Here is a 16285-nt window from a genome sequence, read left to right on the forward strand (position 1 = left end):
GTACTCGCCGGTCGAGCTGCTGAACCGCGAGCTGCGTATGCCGTTCCGGCACGAGGCGATCACGCGCCTCCAGCGCGGTCGCGCGCACCCCGTCTACCGGGAGGGGCTCGCGCTGCTGTCCCGGGTGCCGCTCGCCTCCACGCAGACCCTCGCCCTGCAGCACGAGGAGGGCGACCCCCACCGCCGGATCGTGCAGTTCGCGGACCTGCTCGCCGACGACGGCGTCTGGCCGGTCGCGAACGTGCACCTCTCCGTCCGCGACGACTACGCGCTGCACCACCTCGGCGAGGTGCTCTCCGTCCTGCGCGCGAAGGGCGAGCGGCGGATCCTCGGCGGCGACTTCAACGTGAACCACCTCGAACGGCACGCGTCCCTGTGGCGCGACGCGGTGCTCACCTCCCAGGTCGCCGCGATCCAGTCCCACCCCTCCTCGCAGGAGAACGACGACTACTTCCTCGTCCCGAGCGAGTTCCGCATCGACCGGGTCCGCCACTCCGGAGACGACCTCTCGGACCACGAGGCGATCACGGTCGACCTGTCCCGGGTGTCCCCGGCGGACTCAGCGGGCGTTCCGGAAGCGTTCAGCACCGCGGCCGTACGGTCGGGATCATGAGCACGACGTCCTCGGTCCCGACCGTCACCCTGAACAACGGCGTGGAGATCCCGCAGCTCGGCTTCGGGGTGTTCCAGATCCCGCCCGCCGACACGAAGGCCGCGACGGCCACCGCACTCGAGATCGGCTACCGCCACATCGACACCGCCGAGATGTACGGCAACGAGGAGGGCGTCGGCCAGGCCGTGCGCGAGTCGGGGATCCCGCGCGAGGAGATCTTCGTCACCAGCAAGCTGAACAACGGCTTCCACGAGCCGGAGGCCGCGGCGGCGGCGTTCCAGCGCACCCTCGAGACGCTCGACCTCGGCTACGTCGACCTCTTCCTCATGCACTGGCCGCTGCCCGGCGTCGGCGACTTCGTCGAGACGTGGAAGGCGATGGAGCACATGTACGAGGGCGGCAAGGTGCGCGCCATCGGCGTCTCCAACTTCAAGCAGCACCACCTGAACCGCCTCCTGGCCGAGACGACCGTGGTGCCCGCGGCGAACCAGATCGAGATCCACCCGTACCTGACGCAGGACGACATGCGCGAGTACGACCGCGAGCACTCGATCGCGACCGAGGCCTGGTCGCCGATCGCCCAGGGCAAGGTGCTCGACGACGCGGTCATCGAGCGCATCGCCCGTCGCGTCGACCGGTCGACCGCGCAGGTCGTGCTCCGCTGGCACATCCAGCGCGGTGACATCGTGTTCCCGAAGTCGGTGACCCCGGAGCGCGTCCGCGCGAACTTCGAGCTCTTCGACTTCGAGCTGTCGGACGCGGACATGAGCGAGATCACGGCCCTGAACCGCGACGAGCGCACGGGACCGGACCCGGACCACTTCAACTACATCCCGAGCTGACGCGGCACCGGTTCGGCGGTCAGGCGGTCACCGCGCCGGCCAGGCCGCCGAACCGGAACACGCGGTGCAGCACGGCGAAGACGACCAGCGGCGGCAGCATCACCGCGATCCCGAGCGCTCCGCTGCGGCCGCTCACCACGCCGAGCGCCAGCGTCCAGCGGGGCTCCGAGGTGAGGAACGTCACGGCGACGAGGTACTCGTTCCACGCGAACAGGAACGTGAGCACCGCGGTGCCGAGCACGCCGGGCAGTGCGTTCGGGAGGACGATCCGCACGAAGCCCCCGAGCACGGACGTGCCGTCCAACCACGCGGCCTCCTCCAGCGCGACCGGCACGGCGTCGATCGCGGCGGCCATCGTCCAGGCCGCGACGGCCGCCGTCAGACCCACGTAGAGCAGGACGAGTCCCGTCAGGCTGTCGATCAGCCCGAGGGGGATGAAGAGCAGGAACAGGGGCACGACGAGCAGGACCGTCGGCAGCGCCTGCAGCGCGAAGACGACGAGCGCGAACGCGTCGACCAGTCGTCCCCTCGCCCTCGAGAGCACGTAGCCGGCTGGCGCCCCGACGAGCACCGCCACGGTCACGGTCGCAGCGCAGACGACGAGGCTGTTGCCGAACCAGCCGCGGATCGGCGCGCTGCGGAGCACGCCGGCGAGGGCGCCGAGGACGCCTCCGGCGCCCTGCTGCTGGGCGACGATCACGGGCACGGCGACGGGGATCAGGACGACCAGGGTGAAGGCGCCGAGGAGCCCCGCGCGAGCGGCGGGTGCGAGCCGGCGCGACAGCCGTCGGGCGCGGATCCTCACGCCGTCCCTGCGGGGCGGCAGGTGCGGCGGACGACGGGAACCACGACGCCCCCTCGACGGCCGAGGCGCGGTGCCGGATGCCCCCCGCCGTCGGGTACAGTATTCGACGAACCGAAGACCGCCGGTCGTTCCTGCGTGCAGGAACCGAAGGCCCGGGCCCAGCCCGGCGACCTGCGCAGGTGACCTGGAAGAGCAGCGCGGAACCGCGCAGCAGCCCCGTGGCCTCCTGCGCCCGGGGCCTTTTTCATGGCTCCCGCGTGTCGGGTCCTTCGGTCTGGAGAAGACGGAAGGAGACGCATGGCGACGAAGGACGCGACGGTCGCCGAGCTGACGGAGGGTTTCCGCAGCTCGAACGCCGCTCTGCTGACCGAGTACCGCGGTCTCACGGTGGCGCAGCTGAAGCAGCTGCGCTCGCAGATCCGTGAGCACGCGACGTTCTCCGTGGTGAAGAACACGCTGACCAAGATCGCGGCGAACAACGCCGGCATCTCGTCGTTCGACGAGGAGCTGGCGGGCCCGTCCGCGATCGCGTTCGTGCACGGTGACACCGTCGCCGTCGCGAAGGCGCTGCGTGACTTCAGCAAGGCGAACCCCCTCCTCGTCGTGAAGAGCGGCTACTTCGACGGAGCGCCGCTCTCCGCTGCCGAGGTGAACCGCCTCGCCGACCTCGAGAGCCGTGAGGTCCTGCTCGCCAAGGCGGCAGGCGCCATGAAGGCCACGCTCACGAGGGCCGCGTACGCGGTCAACGCGCCGCTGTCGAAGGCCGTTCGCACGGTCGACGCGCTGCGCGACAAGCAGGCTGCGGCCGCCTGACGGCGACCGGATCCACCCCACAACCCCTAGGTATTAAGGAGGCCACCATGGCCAAGCTCACCACCGACGAGCTCATCGAGGGCTTCAAGGAGCTCTCCCTCATCGAGCTGTCCGAGTTCGTCAAGAAGTTCGAAGAGGTCTTCGAGGTCACCGCCGCTGCGCCCGTCGCGGTCGCGGCTGCCGGTGGCGGCGCCGCCGCGCCCGCCGAGGAGGTCGAGGAGAAGGACTCCTTCGACGTCATCCTCGAGGCCGCAGGCGACAAGAAGATCCAGGTCATCAAGGAGGTCCGCGCGCTGACCTCCCTCGGCCTCGGCGAGGCGAAGGCGCTGGTCGACGGCGCCCCGAAGCCCGTGCTCGAGGGCGCGAACAAGGAGGCCGCCGACAAGGCCAAGGCGCAGCTCGAGGCCGCCGGCGCCACGGTGACCCTCAAGTAGTCCCTTCGCACTCGCGAACCGCGGGCGCCGCTCCTGACCAGGGAGCGGCGCCCGTTCTTCGTCGTTCAGGAGAATCGGCGGCGACCCGGGCGGATCTCCTGAACGACGAAGAGAATGGGGGGATGCCGGAGGCCTGGTGGCGGCGCGCCGTGATCTACGAGGTCTACCCCCGGAGCTTCGCGGACGGGAACGGCGATGGGGACGGCGACCTCGAGGGCCTCCTGCAGCGGCTGCCGTACCTCGCGGAGCTCGGCGTCGACGGCCTGTGGATCGCGCCCTGGTACCCGTCGCCGATGGCCGACGGCGGGTACGACGTCAGCGACTTCACCGGCATCCACCCGCGCTTCGGCGACCTCCGCGACGCCGACGCGGTCATCGCCGCCGCGCACGCGCTCGGGCTGCGGGTGATCACGGACCTGGTGGCGAACCACACGTCGACCGAGCACCCGTGGTTCCGGGCGGCGCTCGCCGCCGGACCCGGGTCTCCGGAGCGCGCCCGGTACCTGTTCCGGGACGGTCGCGGTCCAGGAGGCGCAGCGCCGCCGAACAACTGGATCAGCGCCTTCGGCGGCTCGGCGTGGTCGCGGGTCGAGGAGCCCGACGGCACACCCGGCCAGTGGTACCTGCACCTGTTCGCAGAGGAGCAGGCCGACCTCAACTGGTCCGACCCGGCCGTGCAGCAGGACTTCGACGCGATCCTCCGCTTCTGGTTCGACCGCGGCGTCGACGGGCTCCGGATCGACGCGGCGCCGGCGCTCGCGAAGGCGCCCGACTTCCGCGACGCCGACTACGGCGGCGACCCCAGGTTCGTCACCATCCGGTGGGTCGACAACCCGCACTGGGACGTCGACGCCGTGCACGAGGTCGTGCGCCGGTTCCGGAGGATCGCGGACGAGTACGAGGACCGGATCCTCGTCGCCGAGGCGGTCGTCTCCAGCGCGGAGCGGCTGGCCGCGTACCTCGGCCCCGAGGAGATGCAGACCGCCTTCGACTTCGCCTACCTCAAGTGCGCGTGGGACGCGGCGGCGCTGCGGCGCGTCATCGATGCGAGCCTCGCCCAGTCCGTCCCGATCGGGGTCCCGCCCACCTGGGTCACCTCGAGCCACGACGAGGTCAGGCTGCGGACGCGCTTCGGCCGGCGCACCACCTCGGCCGCGCACTTCGCGGACGGACAGGGCGAGCCGGTCGATCTCGAGCTGGGGCTGCGCCGCTCCCGCGCCTCCGCGCTCCTGACCCTCGCGCTGCCCGGCACCGCGTACCTCTACCAGGGGGAGGAGCTCGGGCTGCCCGAGGTGGAGGACCTGCCCGACGAGGTGATCACGGACCCGGTGTTCCGCCGGACGGGTGGGGAGTTCCGGGGCCGGGACGGCTGCCGGGTCCCGATCCCGTGGTCGGGAGACGCGCCGCCATACGGCTTCGCGCCGGACGGCGCCCGCGCCTGGCTGCCGCAGCCGGAGGGGTGGGGCGGCATGACGGTTGAGACGGGACGGCGGGACCCCGGCTCGATGCTGCGGCTCGTGCAGCGGGCGCTCATGGTGCGCAGGGAGCGGCTCGCCGTCGATGACTTCCGCTGGGTCGGCGCACGGCCGGGGGTGCTCGAGTTCGATCGCGGGCCCGGGTTCACCTGCGTCGTCAACCTCTCGGGGGCGCCGGTGCCGATCGACGGCGCCCGCGAGGTGCTCGTGGCCAGTGCCGGACCGACGGACGGGATGCTGCCGGACGATGCCGCGATGTGGCTCGGGCGGTGAGCCCGACCGCCGCGACAGCACGCCGCCGCGGCTCCGGTACAGTCGCGAGCGCCTCGCGTCGATGGGAGGAGGCTCATGCCCTTGACCCCTGAGGTCGTCGCCGCACGGCCGCGGATCGTGGACGCCGCGGTCGGGCTGATGCTCACCGCCGCCGTGTGCACCCTCGTGTTCGCCGTGATGCTGCCCTTCCAGGTCCCCGGGATCGTCGCCCGGGAGGCCGGGACCGCGACCTCGCGCGGTCTCACGGTCGCGCAGCTCCAGAGCGCGCTCACCGGGTTCGCGATCGCGGAGGTCTGCATCGCCGTGACGTTCGTCGCCGCCCTGGTGTGGACCGCGCTGCGGCTGCGCCGAGGCCGCAGGCGGTTCCGCGTCGTGCTCATCGTGCTGACGGTGCTCGCGGTGGTCCCCGCGAACATCCAGGCGCTGCTCGTGGCCGCGCTCCTCGTCGTCGCCGACGTCCTGGTGTTCCGGAGGTCCGCGTCGGCCTGGATCGGCGAGGCGGAGGCGGCCCGGGCGCACGCGAGGGCGACCTCGCGGATCTGAACCGCCGGCGTCACCGATCCGTCGCGCGCGCTCCGGTGGGGGTCGAGGGGACGGGGCCGGTGCTCCGCCGCAGCACGAGCTCGAAACCCGAGCGCCGGGTGAGGATCGGGGTCTCGAGCCCGGTCAGCTCGTCCAGCACGGTGCGCGCGGCCGTCCGCCCCTGCTCGTACGGGTCCTGCCGGACGGTGGTGAGCCCGTAGGACTCGCTCCAGTCGTGGTCGTCGATGCCGATCACCGACACGTCCTCCGGCACCCGCAGCCCGAGCTCGGCCGCGGCGACGAGCACGCCGAACGCCATCTCGTCGGAGCCGGCGAACACGGCCGTGGGCGCGTCAGGGCTCCGCAGCATCTCGATCGCCGCAGTCTTCGCCGGCGGCATCAGGAACTGCCCGAGGCCGTGCCACGAGGCGGCGGGGGTGATCCCGTGCCGGGCGAGCGCGGCGCGCCATGCCGTCGACCGGTCCTCGCCGACGCTGCGGTCCATGCCGTACGCGGTCTCCCCGCCGATGTGCCCGATCCGCCGGTGCCCGAGCTCGAGCAGGTGCTCCACCGCGGCGGTGGCCGCCGCCGCGTCGTCCACGCCGACGCTGTGCACGCCGGGCACCGCGGAGCCGACGACCGCTGCGGGCATCGCGAGCTCACGCAGCTCGCGCTTCTCCGCGACGGTGAAGTCGATGCCGAGCGCGATCACGGCGTCGGAGCGCTTGCGCAGCAGCGCGTTCGAGAACAGGCGCTCGCGATCATGCGGGTTCGCGGCGAGGATCACGAGGAACGTGTCGTACCCGTGGGCGCGCAGGACGCTGTCGGCGCCCTCCACGACCCGGTTGTAGAACCAGCGACCGGTCGAGGGGATCACGAGCGCGACCGCGCGGTGCCGGCCGCCGGACAGCCCCGAGGCGGAGGGGGAGGGGACGTACCCGAGCTCCGTCGCCGCGGCCTGCACGAGCTCGCGGGTCTGCGGCGAGACGTTCGGCAGCCCGCGCAGCGCGCGCGAGACGGTGGCGGTCGAGACACCGGTGCGCCGGGCGACGTCGTGGATGCTCGTCATGGCGACACCTCCTCGAGGGCTCGAACGGGCCCTAGTCCTGGTCGATCTGCTGGTCGATGCGGCGGAGCACCTCGCGCCGCGCGAACCAGATCCCGGCGACGAGGAGGGCGAACACGAGCGTCGTGATCGCCCAGCCGAGAGCCTCCATCCGGAGGATCTCGTACACGAGGGTGATGACGAAGAAGGCGGCGGTGAACAGCCCGAAGAAGCCCAGACCGAGGTCGAAGCCCTCCTTGATCGACCGCCGCCTCCTGTCGTCCCTCACCCCTTCACACCACCGGCGGTCAGGCCCGCGACGATCCGGCGCTGGAAGATCAGCACCAGGATGATCAGCGGCACCGTGACGACGGTCCCCGCAGCCATGGTGGCGGCGTAGGGGATCTGGTGCGGCTGGGCGCCGGTGAACTGCCCGATCGCGACCGTGACGGTCTGCGTCTGGGCGTTGGTGAGCACGCTGGCGAGCAGGTACTCGTTCCAGGACGCGATGAACGCGAGGATCGCCGTGGTGAACACCGCGGGGGCGGCGAGCGGGAGGATCACGATCCGGAACGCCTGCGCGGCCGTGCAACCGTCGATCCGCGCCGCCTCCTCGAGCTCCCACGGCATCTCGCGGAAGAACGAGTTCAGCGTGTACACCGTCAGCGGCAGCGCGCCGGAGATGTACGGGATGATCAGCGCCTGGTAGGTGCCCTGCCAGCCGATGTGCGAGAACAGGCCGAACAGCGGCGTCAGGAGCGCGACGCCCGGGAACATCGCCGCCCCCAGGATCGCGCCCATGATGAGGCCCTTGCCGGGGAACTGCAGCCGCGCGAGGCAGTACGCCGCGGAGACGCCGACGAGCAGCGAGATCACAGTGACCACGGTGCCGATGCCGAAGCTGTTCAGCAGGGCGAGCCCCAGCTGGTTCTGGGCCGGGTTGAACGCGGTGATGAAGTTCTCGAACGTCGGGTGGGTCGGCCACAGCGTGGTCTCGTACGTGTACGGGACCTCGCGGAAGCCGGTCACGAACATCCAGTACGCGGGCAGCAGGCACCAGACGACGATCAGCACCGCCTGGATCGCGGTCCTCGCGGCGCTGCCCGCCGCCCGCCGGCGACGGGACCGGATTCGGGCGATGCTGCGGTCGTCGAAGACCGGGCGCTCGGCGGTCGCGGTCGCCGGGCCGGCGACCGTCGTGTGCATGGTGCCGCTCACTGGACCCCTGCGACCTTCTTGGAGGAGCGCTCGCCGCCGGTGATGTTGGCGCCGAGCAGGCGGATGAAGATGAATGCGACACCGAAGACCACGAGGAACGTGATCGTCGAGAGCGCGGCGGCCGAGTTCACGGCCGTGTTCTGGATCTCCTTGACCACGAGGATCGAGAGCGTCGTGGTCGCGTCGCCGCGGCCGCCGCCGCCGCCCGTGAGGATCGCGGGCAGGTCGTACATGCGGAGCGCGTCGAGCGTGCGGAACAGGATCGCCACGACCAGCGCCGGCCGGAGCAGGGGGAGCGTGATGCGGAAGAACGTCTGCACCGTCGTCGCCCCGTCCATGCGGGCGGCCTCGTAGGTGTCCTCGGGGATGAGCTGCAGCCCCGCGAGGATCAGCAGCGCCATGAACGGGGTCGTCTTCCACGTGTCCGCGACGATGATCGCGAACCGGGAGGCCCAGAGGTCCGCGCCCCAGAGGATCGTGGTGCCGAGCAGGGTGTTCACGATGCCCGAGGCGGCGAAGATGAAGTAGAAGAGCTTCGCGGTGACCGCCGTCGGGATCGCCCACGGCACGAGCACCGCCGCGCGGAGGATGCCGCGCCCGCGGAAGTTGCGGTTCATGATGAGCGCCATCCAGAGCCCGATGATGGTCTCGAGCGTGACGGTGACGACCGTGAAGAAGAACGTGTTGAAGATGGCGGTCCAGAAGCTCGCGCCGAGGTTGCCCTGAGCGCAGCCGGCGGTGCCCGCGGCGGTGGTGCACTGCTGGAGGATCCAGTGCGCGTAGTTCGAGAGGCCGGCGAAACCGCCCTGCACGAAGAAGCCGGTCGCCGGGTCCAGGTGCGCGTCCGCCTGGAACGAGTCGAACACCGACAGGATGATCGGGTACCCGACCACGAGGGCCATCACGACGATCGTGGGGGCGAGCAGCGAGTACGCGACTCGGGTGGTTCGGCGGCGGTTCGCCTCGAGGCTCTCACGCCCTGCCCGCGTGACGTCCTGCTGAGGCGTCACCGGTGGGGTGGCGGTAGTCATCCATGCTCCTTTGCTTGTTGACCTGGCGTGATTCTGCTGTACGGATGCGGAAAGGGGCCCGGCCCGAGAGCCGGGCCCCTTCCCGTGTGCGCGTCAGATCGAGCGGATCAGCTGCCGCTCGCCTGCTTGATGGCCGTGGCCATGTCGGAGAGCGCGGAGTCCACGCTCTTGCTGCCCTGCAGCGCCGCGTAGGCGTTGTTCTGGATGGCCGTCGACACCGCCTGGTAGTACGGCGAACCCGGACGCGGGACCGCGTTGTCGAGCGAGCCCTTCAGCGTGGTCAGGTACGGGTACTTCGAGTTGAGCGACGAGTCCGAGTAGAGGCTCGCGAGCACCGGAGCCGCGGACGACTTCTCGATCGCGAACGTCTGGATCGGCGCGCTCTGGAACCACTTCAGGAACGCGAGCGCGGTGCCCTTGTGCTTCGAGAAGGCGCTGATCGCCCAGTTGTGACCACCGAGGCTCGACTTGCCCGGGTAGGGCGCGATGCCGAGGGCGCTCGGGTTCTTCTTCGCGAACGAGGTGGCGTCCGTGGTGGTCAGGCTGTAGGCGTACGGCCAGTTCGTGTAGAACATGAACTTGCCCGCCTCGAACGCCTGGCGGCCCTGCTCCTCCTGGAAGGTCAGCGCCTCCTTCGGGATGTAGCCGGCCTTGAAGGCGTCGACCAGTGTCTGCAGCCCCTGCTTCGCCTGCGGCGTGTCCAGCGTCGGCTGGCCCTTGTCGTCGACGATCGTGCCACCGGCCGAGTTGACCGCCTCGGCGAAGTTCACCGTGAGGCCCTCGTACTTCGCGAACTGGCCCGTGTAGCAGTTCGCGTTGTGCTGCGTCGCGATCTTGCAGTCCTTGAACAGGTCCGTGAGGGTGGTCGGCACGGGGTTCGAGCCCAGCCAGTCCTTGCGGTAGTACAGGATCTGCGAGTCCGTCGCCGCCGGCGCCGCGTACTGCACGCCGCGGTACATCGCGGTGTTCAGCACGGCGGGCACGATGCCCGACTCGTCGAGCTTGTACGCGCCCGTCAGCGGCTGCAGGTAGCCCTGCGAGGCCAGCTGCTGCGTCCAGACGACGTCGGTGGAGACCACGTCGTAGTCGGACAGCTTCTGCTGGAAGTGCTGCAGCAGGTCCTGCAGCTGCTGGTCCGCCTGGTCGGACTGCTCCTTGAACGTGACCTTCTGGTCCGGGTGGAGCTTGTTCCACATCGCCGCGTACTGGGGGAGGACGCCGTTGTTGTCCTTGCCCTGCACGACGGTGATGGGCCCGAACTGGCTCTTGTCCGGGGTGGCGTTCGATGAACCGGTCGACCCGCCGCTGCTGGAGCAGGCGACGAGACCGAGTCCACCGAGTGCGAGCGTCACGGTTGCGGCCGCGACACGAATCGCCTTCTTCATGAAACTCCTCGTTGAGTCGTGTGGTGCACATGGTGCATTGCGAGGCACCGCTGGTACCTCGTCCCGGGGACACTAGAGCGGCGCAGCCCGCGAATGCAAGCGTTTACATCCACCGTGACCGATCGGTGACCGGACGGGGGCGGTGAGCGGCCTCAGAACCGCACGGACCCGTCCGGTGCCCAGGTCGGGGAGATCTCGCGGAGGCGCAGCACGGGCGAGTCCGTCTCCGGATCGACCGCCGTGCGGAACGTCAGCGTGAGCCCGGACGCGCGGAACGCGGCCTCCGTCGTGCAGGTGCCGATGTCGTCGAGCGCGAGCACGACGACGATCAGGCACACCCGGCCGTCCGGCCGCCGGTCGGCGTAGAGCACGGCTCCCGAGGACGTCGAGGTGCCGATGAACCGCAGGGTGGAGCGCGTCGCCCAGGACGGCAGCGGCGCGGAGGCGGGCGGCCGGTCCGCGGCCGTCTGCGCCCGGTCGAACACCGCGAGCGCCGCGGGCCGCCCCGTCCCGACGAACCGTGCCGTGCCGAACCCGATCGCGGCGCCGAGCACGAGCACCGCGACGGCCGCGCCGACGACGAGCCGCAACGGTGCGGGAGCGGAGGACCGCGCCTCCACCGGGCGCGAGCGGTGGGCCTCCGCGTGTCGCAGCGCCTCGACCGCGGCGACGCGGTCGGCATCGAGCTCGGCCTGCGCCGCCGCGGCGGCGTCCGCGCTGCCGCCCGGACGGTAGGCGGCGCGGCGCGCGGCCTCGACGCGTGCGGCCGGGTCCTCCGCGCCCGACGGCGCCGGCTCGCCGGGGTGCTCGAGCCACCACAGCTGGTCGAGCACGTCGCCCGAACCCGCGTACGCGCGGCGCACCGCGGCCAGCAGCTCCGGGTCGCCTGCGACCCGATCCCAGTCGGAGGGCACGCCCCATCATCGGCTGTTGCGCCCGCAAGCGGTTGCGGATCTAGGGTCTGTTCCCGTGCCGAGGACCCGCGACCTGACCGACCCCGACTGGTGGCGCACCGCCGTCGTCTACCAGGTGTACCCCCGCAGCTTCGCCGACGGGAACGGTGACGGGATCGGCGACCTCGCCGGGCTGATCGACCGGGTGCCGTACCTCGCCGGGCTCGGCATCGACGCGGTGTGGCTCAGCCCGTTCTACCCCTCCGCCCTCGCGGACGGCGGGTACGACGTCGACGACTACCGCGACGTCGACCCGAGGATCGGCACGCTCGAGCAGTTCGACGAGCTCGTCGCGGCCCTCCACGCCGCCGGCATCCGCATCGTCGTCGACATCGTGCCGAACCATTCCGGGTCGGGGCACCGCTGGTTCCAGGCGGCGCTCGCCGCGGGGCCGGGGTCGCCGGAGCGGGCCAGGTACATCTTCCGGGACGGGCTCGGCGAGGACGGATCGCAGCCGCCGTCGGACTGGGTGAGCCATTTCGGCGGCTCGGCGTGGACGCGCGTGCCCGACCCGTCGAGCGCCTCGGGGCAGGGCGGCCAGTGGTACCTGCACCTCTTCGCGCCGGAGCAGCCCGACTTCGACTGGAGCAATCCGGAGGTGCGGGAGGAGTTCCACGACATCCTCCGGTTCTGGGCCGACCGGGGCGTCGACGGCTTCCGGGTGGACGTCGCGCATGCGCTCGCGAAGGACCTCAGCGAGCCGCTCGCCAGCTACCCGCGGATCCACCGCGACGTCCTGAAGGACGACGGCACCGACGTGCTCTTCGACCGTGACGAGGTGCACGACATCTTTCGCGGCTGGCGCGACGTCATGAACGAGTACGACCCGCCGCGTTCCGCGGTGGCGGAGGCGTGGGCCGCTCCGGCCCGGCTGCCGCTCTACGCCAGGCCGGACGAGCTCGGGCAGACCTTCGAGTTCGACCTCGTCGTCGAGCCGTGGGACCGCGCCCGGTTCCGCGAGAGCATCGAGAACGCGCTCGTGCGGGCGCGCGAGGCGGGCGCGTCGTCCACCTGGGTGCTGTCGAACCACGACATCGTCCGCCACGCGACCCGGTTCGGGCTGCCCGCCGACGTCGACCTGCCCGCCTGGCTGATGACCCACGGCACCGACCCGGTCGAGGACCGTCGGACGGGCCTCGCGCGGGCCCGCGCGGCCACCATGCTGCTGCTCGCCCTCCCGGGCTCCGCCTACCTGTACCAGGGCGAGGAGCTCGGCCTGCCCGAGGTCGGGGACATCCCGTTCGATGCGCTCGAGGACCCGATCTGGGAGCGGAACGGGCACACCGAGAAGGGGCGCGACGGCGCGCGCGTGCCGCTGCCATGGACCCCCGACGGTCCCTCCTTCGGATTCGGCTCCGGCGGGTCGCACCTGCCGCAGCCCGAATGGTTCGCCGACTACGCGGTCGCGGTCGAGGACGCGGACCCGAGCTCGACGCTGAACCTGTACCGTGCGGCGCTCGGTCTGCGCGCCCAGCTGGCCACGGGGGACGGCTTCCGGTTCGTGGACGACCGCGACGGGGTGATCGAGGTGGTGCGCGACGGCGGCTGGCGGTCCGTCACGACCTTCGGCACGACCGCGGCGCTGCCGGACGGCGACGTCCTGCTGAGCAGCGCGCCCGTCGGGGCCGACCGCGTCCTCCCCGCGGACGCCACCGCCTGGATCCGCGACCGCGCATGACGGACGCCGCCGGGGGCGTGCCCCTCGTCGGAGGGAACAGCAACGCGCCCGTGCGCTACGGGGACCGCGTGCACCGCGAGAGCGGGCCGTGGTCCCCGACCGTGCACGCGTACCTCGCCCATCTGCGGGCCCACGGCTTCCGGCTCGTGCCCGAGCCGTTCGGCTTCGACGAGCGCGGGCGCGAGGTGCTGGCGTACCTGCCGGGGACCGTGCCTGCCTACCCGCTGCCCGCGGTGGTGCGGACGGAGGCCTTCCTCGTCCAGGCCGCGCAGGTCCTCAGGAGACTGCACGACGCGAGCCTCGGGTTCACCGCCCAGGGCGCGGTCTGGCAGCAGCCGGCGCGGGAGCCCGCGCGGGTCGTCTCGGTGAACGACTTCGCGCCCTACAACCTCGTGCTCGACGGGGACCGGATCGTGGGGGTCATCGACCTCGATCAGGCGTCGCCCGGCCCGCGGGTGCGGGATCTGGCCCACCTCGCCTACCGGCTCGCGCCGTTGACGGCGACCGGGAACCCGGACGGGTTCGGCACGGCTCCTGAGGAGCGGGGTCGCCGCCTGCGCCTGCTCGCCGACGCGTACGGCGACGTCGCTCCTGCGGCGGTGCTCGTCGCCGTCGGCCCGCTCCTCGACGACCTCGCGGAGCACGCCGAGGGCGCCGGTCGGCCCGATCACGCGGCGCGCTACCGCGCGGACGCGGCGCACCTGGCCGACGGTGCGCCCGGGGTGCTGCGCGCCGCCGGCTGAACATGCCGCCGGCGGCATGCGCCGCTCAGTCGCCGGTCCGGCGCTCCTCGGGAGCGTCGCTCTCACCGCGTACGGCCGCGTCGGCGAACATCGGATCCTCCTCGGCCCGGTCCTCCGCGCTCAGCACGTCACCCTCTGCGCTGCCGTCGGAGTCGCCCTCCAGGCGGTCGATCACCCCGTTGGTCTGATCGAACACGTGGCCAGGGTCGTCGTCGGGCGCAGGCAGGCCCGAGCGCCCGGATCCGCTTCCCGCGTCGGTCGCGCCCGCGGTCGACGGCTCGCGGAGCGCGTCGCGCGCCGTGGCGTCCTCCGCCGCCGGCGCGTCCCGACCCTCCGTGTCGGCCCGGACGGCGCCCGTGGCGCTGTCGTTGTGGAACAGGTCGGACGGGCGCGTGGTGGACCCGGCGTCCTCGACCGTGAAGCGGGAGCCCTCGGCCTGCTCGGCGTCTCGGGAGGGGTTCGATGCGGTGTCGCTCATGGACCGGACCGTAGGAGCGGGGTCTGCGAGTCGGCCGACCCCGGGCTGATCGCGGTCCGAGAACACGCGCGGACCCTCGTCCGGCGGACTCTAGCCTTGGCCCGTGAGCATGCGGGCGGTCAGGGGGTCGAGGCAGGACGCCTCAGCCATCCGGGCCGAGAACGCGAAGGCGCCGCGCATCCCGGACTTCGGTCGGCGCATCCGCGAGCTGTTCCAGCCGTACCGCGGCCGGCTCGCGCTCACCGTCGCGCTCGTGCTCGTCACCGCCGGGCTCACGGTGCTGCCGCCGCTCCTCACCCAGCAGGCCTTCGACGAGGGGCTCTTCCCGCCAGGCGGCCCGAACCTGCCCAGGCTGCTCGAGATCGTCGGCGGCATGGTCGCCATCTGGGTCGTGTCGCAGCTGCTCGGGATCGGGCAGACCTACCTGACCGCGACGGTCGGCAACGGCGTCACCGCCTCCCTCCGGGAGCGGCTCTTCACACGGCTCCAGCAGATGGAGCTCGGGTTCTTCACGCGGACCAGGACCGGGGTCATCCAGTCGCGGCTCGCCAACGACGTCGGTGGCGTCGCGAACGTGCTGTCGACCACCGTGTCCTCGGTCGTCGGCAACACCGTCACCGTCATCGCGGCGTTCGTCGCGATGTTCCTGCTGAGCTGGCAGCTCGCGCTGATCGCGATCGTGCTGCTCCCGCTGCTCGCCGTCGTGCAGCGGAACGTCGGTCAGCGGCGCGCCCGGATCGCGACGGCGACGCAGGAGTCGCTGTCCGAGCTGTCCGCCATCACCCAGGAGGCGCTGTCCGTCTCCGGGATCCTGCTGGCGAAGGCGTTCACCCGCCAGCGGCACGAGACGGCGCGGTACACCGCGGAGAGCACCAGGCAGCTGCGGCTGCAGGTGCGGCAGGAGATGTCGGGGCAGGGCTTCCTCGCGACCGTGCAGGTCTTCCTGCTCGTCGTCCCGGCGCTCGTCTACCTCGTCTCCGGGGTGCTGCTCGCGAACGGCGCCCACCTCACGGCCGGCACCATCGTCGCGTTCACGACCGTGCAGGCCCGCCTCACCTGGCCGCTCATGGGCCTGCTTCGGGTAGCCCTCGACCTGCAGACGTCGTCGGCCCTCTTCGCGCGGATCTTCGAGTACCTGGACCTCCGCCCCGCGATCACGGACCGGGCCGACGCGATCCCTGTGCCCCGGGGGCCGCAGCTCGGGCGGGTGGAGTTCGACCACGTCGGCTTCGCGTACCCGGCCGGCCACGGCCAGGACGCGACCGAGATCCTGCGGGACGTGAGCTTCACGGTCGAGCCGGGGTCCTCGGTCGCCCTCGTCGGCCCGTCGGGTGCGGGCAAGACCACGATCGGCTACCTCGTCCCCCGGCTCTACGACGCGACGAGCGGCGTCGTGCGCTTCGCGGGCGTGGACGTCAAGCGGCTCCAGCAGGAGTCGTTGCTCGGTGCCATCGGGATCGTCAGCCAGGAGACGTACCTGTTCCACGCGACCATCGGCGAGAACCTCCGCTACGCGAAGCCGGACGCCACCGACGACGAGATCCGCGCGGCGGCGGCCGGCGCCAACCTGCACGACACGATCGAGCGGTTCCCGGACGGCTACGACACCGTCGTCGGCGAACGCGGCTACCGGCTGTCTGGCGGCGAGAAGCAGCGGATCGCGATCGCGCGGGTGCTGCTGAAGAACCCGCCCGTGGTACTGCTCGACGAGGCGACGAGCGCGCTCGACTCCGTGTCGGAGCGCGTCGTGCAGGAGGCGCTCGACGCCGCCTCCGCCGGCCGGACGACCATCGCCATCGCGCACCGGCTGTCCACGATCGTCGACTCCGACGAGATCCTCGTCGTCGACGGCGGCCGCGTCGTGGAGCGCGGCACGCACGCCGAGCTCGTCCGGCTCGGCGGGCTCTACGCACGGCTCGCCGCCGAGCAGTCGGCGGAGGAGGCCGAGGCCGTCAGCGCCTGACGCGTCCTGCTGGA

17 protein-coding genes are annotated in these 16285 nt (G+C 71.8%); 9 read left to right on the forward strand and 8 right to left on the reverse strand.

Annotated elements, in window-relative coordinates; genetic code table 11:
* Positions 1–613, forward strand: a 613-nt coding sequence (locus ACTHLI_RS10750; RefSeq protein WP_440183458.1) for an endonuclease/exonuclease/phosphatase family protein, incomplete at its 5' end; no start/stop codon positions are given.
* Positions 610–1455 (forward strand): aldo/keto reductase, encoded by an 846-nt coding sequence (locus ACTHLI_RS10755; RefSeq protein WP_440183460.1) that lies wholly within the window; start codon positions 610–612, stop codon positions 1453–1455. The genes ACTHLI_RS10750 and ACTHLI_RS10755, both read left to right, overlap by 4 nt.
* A 19-nt stretch (positions 1456–1474) precedes the next feature.
* Here the strand turns inward: ACTHLI_RS10755 and ACTHLI_RS10760 are convergent, their stop codons facing one another.
* The gene (locus tag ACTHLI_RS10760) at positions 1475–2260 is read right to left on the reverse strand and encodes a carbohydrate ABC transporter permease (RefSeq protein WP_440183462.1); all 786 of its coding nucleotides are present in this window, start codon (positions 2258–2260) and stop codon (positions 1475–1477) included.
* Positions 2261–2557: 297 nt separating this feature from the next.
* On the opposite strand from ACTHLI_RS10760, the gene rplJ reads away from it, so the two are divergent.
* The 4 genes from rplJ (at position 2558) to ACTHLI_RS10780 (ending at position 5798) form a co-directional block, all read left to right on the forward strand.
* Positions 2558–3073 (forward strand): 50S ribosomal protein L10, encoded by a 516-nt coding sequence (gene rplJ, locus ACTHLI_RS10765; RefSeq protein ID WP_440183464.1) that lies wholly within the window; start codon positions 2558–2560, stop codon positions 3071–3073.
* A gap of 47 nt (positions 3074–3120) precedes the next feature.
* Positions 3121–3507 carry a 50S ribosomal protein L7/L12 gene (rplL, locus tag ACTHLI_RS10770; RefSeq protein ID WP_133763830.1) on the forward strand — a complete coding sequence of 129 codons (387 nt, stop codon included), beginning with the start codon at positions 3121–3123 and terminating at the stop codon, positions 3505–3507.
* Between the two features lie 122 nt (positions 3508–3629).
* Positions 3630–5255, forward strand: a complete 1626-nt coding sequence (locus ACTHLI_RS10775; RefSeq protein WP_440183466.1) for a glycoside hydrolase family 13 protein — start codon at positions 3630–3632, stop codon at positions 5253–5255.
* 75 nt (positions 5256–5330) lie between these two features.
* Complete coding sequence (locus ACTHLI_RS10780; protein ID WP_440183467.1) at positions 5331–5798, forward strand: hypothetical protein; 468 nt, start codon at positions 5331–5333, stop codon at positions 5796–5798.
* A 10-nt stretch (positions 5799–5808) separates the two neighbouring features.
* Here the strand turns inward: ACTHLI_RS10780 and ACTHLI_RS10785 are convergent, their stop codons facing one another.
* From ACTHLI_RS10785 to ACTHLI_RS10810, 6 genes are all read right to left on the reverse strand, one after another.
* Complete coding sequence (locus tag ACTHLI_RS10785) at positions 5809–6846, reverse strand: LacI family DNA-binding transcriptional regulator (RefSeq protein ID WP_440183468.1); 1038 nt, start codon at positions 6844–6846, stop codon at positions 5809–5811.
* 31 nt (positions 6847–6877) lie between these two features.
* On the reverse strand, positions 6878–7111 hold the full coding sequence (locus tag ACTHLI_RS10790; protein ID WP_440183469.1) for a hypothetical protein: 234 nt from the start codon (positions 7109–7111) through the stop codon (positions 6878–6880).
* A complete protein-coding gene (locus tag ACTHLI_RS10795; RefSeq protein ID WP_440183501.1) occupies positions 7108–8028 on the reverse strand; it encodes a carbohydrate ABC transporter permease in 921 nt (306 codons plus the stop codon). Before ACTHLI_RS10795 ends, ACTHLI_RS10790 begins: the two co-directional genes overlap by 4 nt.
* Before the next feature lie 8 nt (positions 8029–8036).
* The gene (locus ACTHLI_RS10800) at positions 8037–9071 is read right to left on the reverse strand and encodes a carbohydrate ABC transporter permease (protein WP_440183471.1); all 1035 of its coding nucleotides are present in this window, start codon (positions 9069–9071) and stop codon (positions 8037–8039) included.
* Between the two features lie 107 nt (positions 9072–9178).
* The gene (locus ACTHLI_RS10805; protein ID WP_440183472.1) at positions 9179–10456 is read right to left on the reverse strand and encodes an ABC transporter substrate-binding protein; all 1278 of its coding nucleotides are present in this window, start codon (positions 10454–10456) and stop codon (positions 9179–9181) included.
* Between the two features lie 152 nt (positions 10457–10608).
* Complete coding sequence (locus ACTHLI_RS10810; RefSeq protein ID WP_440183474.1) at positions 10609–11370, reverse strand: hypothetical protein; 762 nt, start codon at positions 11368–11370, stop codon at positions 10609–10611.
* Positions 11371–11425: 55 nt separating this feature from the next.
* Between ACTHLI_RS10810 and ACTHLI_RS10815 the strand changes: the two genes are divergently transcribed.
* Positions 11426–13087, forward strand: a complete 1662-nt coding sequence (locus tag ACTHLI_RS10815) for a glycoside hydrolase family 13 protein (protein ID WP_440183476.1) — start codon at positions 11426–11428, stop codon at positions 13085–13087.
* Entirely contained in the window at positions 13084–13830 is a 747-nt protein-coding gene (locus ACTHLI_RS10820; RefSeq protein WP_440183478.1) for a phosphotransferase, read from the forward strand. The genes ACTHLI_RS10815 and ACTHLI_RS10820 overlap by 4 nt, the downstream gene beginning before the upstream one ends.
* A gap of 25 nt (positions 13831–13855) precedes the next feature.
* Here the strand turns inward: ACTHLI_RS10820 and ACTHLI_RS10825 are convergent, their stop codons facing one another.
* Entirely contained in the window at positions 13856–14308 is a 453-nt protein-coding gene (locus tag ACTHLI_RS10825; RefSeq protein WP_440183480.1) for a hypothetical protein, read from the reverse strand.
* Between the two features lie 109 nt (positions 14309–14417).
* On the opposite strand from ACTHLI_RS10825, the gene ACTHLI_RS10830 reads away from it, so the two are divergent.
* Positions 14418–16271 (forward strand): ABC transporter ATP-binding protein, encoded by a 1854-nt coding sequence (locus ACTHLI_RS10830; protein WP_440183503.1) that lies wholly within the window; start codon positions 14418–14420, stop codon positions 16269–16271.
* The last annotated feature ends 14 nt before the right edge of the window (positions 16272–16285 follow it).

It is taken from the genome of Amnibacterium sp. (assembly GCF_051956055.1).
GTDB lineage: Bacteria > Actinomycetota > Actinomycetes > Actinomycetales > Microbacteriaceae > Amnibacterium.

Bases quoted from the DNA above. Each gene is read 5' to 3' on its own strand.
- ACTHLI_RS10755 (WP_440183460.1), top strand. From the start codon at position 610: ATGAGCACGACGTCCTCGGTCCCGACCGTCACCCTGAACAACGGCGTG.
- rplJ (WP_440183464.1), top strand. From the start codon at position 2,558: ATGGCGACGAAGGACGCGACGGTCGCCGAGCTGACGGAGGGTTTCCGC.
- rplL (WP_133763830.1), top strand. From the start codon at position 3,121: ATGGCCAAGCTCACCACCGACGAGCTCATCGAGGGCTTCAAGGAGCTC.
- ACTHLI_RS10775 (WP_440183466.1), top strand. From the start codon at position 3,630: ATGCCGGAGGCCTGGTGGCGGCGCGCCGTGATCTACGAGGTCTACCCC.
- ACTHLI_RS10780 (WP_440183467.1), top strand. From the start codon at position 5,331: ATGCCCTTGACCCCTGAGGTCGTCGCCGCACGGCCGCGGATCGTGGAC.
- ACTHLI_RS10785 (WP_440183468.1), bottom strand. From the start codon at position 6,846: ATGACGAGCATCCACGACGTCGCCCGGCGCACCGGTGTCTCGACCGCC.
- ACTHLI_RS10795 (WP_440183501.1), bottom strand. From the start codon at position 8,028: ATGCACACGACGGTCGCCGGCCCGGCGACCGCGACCGCCGAGCGCCCG.
- ACTHLI_RS10800 (WP_440183471.1), bottom strand. From the start codon at position 9,071: ATGACTACCGCCACCCCACCGGTGACGCCTCAGCAGGACGTCACGCGG.
- ACTHLI_RS10805 (WP_440183472.1), bottom strand. From the start codon at position 10,456: ATGAAGAAGGCGATTCGTGTCGCGGCCGCAACCGTGACGCTCGCACTC.
- ACTHLI_RS10820 (WP_440183478.1), top strand. From the start codon at position 13,084: ATGACGGACGCCGCCGGGGGCGTGCCCCTCGTCGGAGGGAACAGCAAC.
- ACTHLI_RS10825 (WP_440183480.1), bottom strand. From the start codon at position 14,308: ATGAGCGACACCGCATCGAACCCCTCCCGAGACGCCGAGCAGGCCGAG.
- ACTHLI_RS10830 (WP_440183503.1), top strand. From the start codon at position 14,418: ATGCGGGCGGTCAGGGGGTCGAGGCAGGACGCCTCAGCCATCCGGGCC.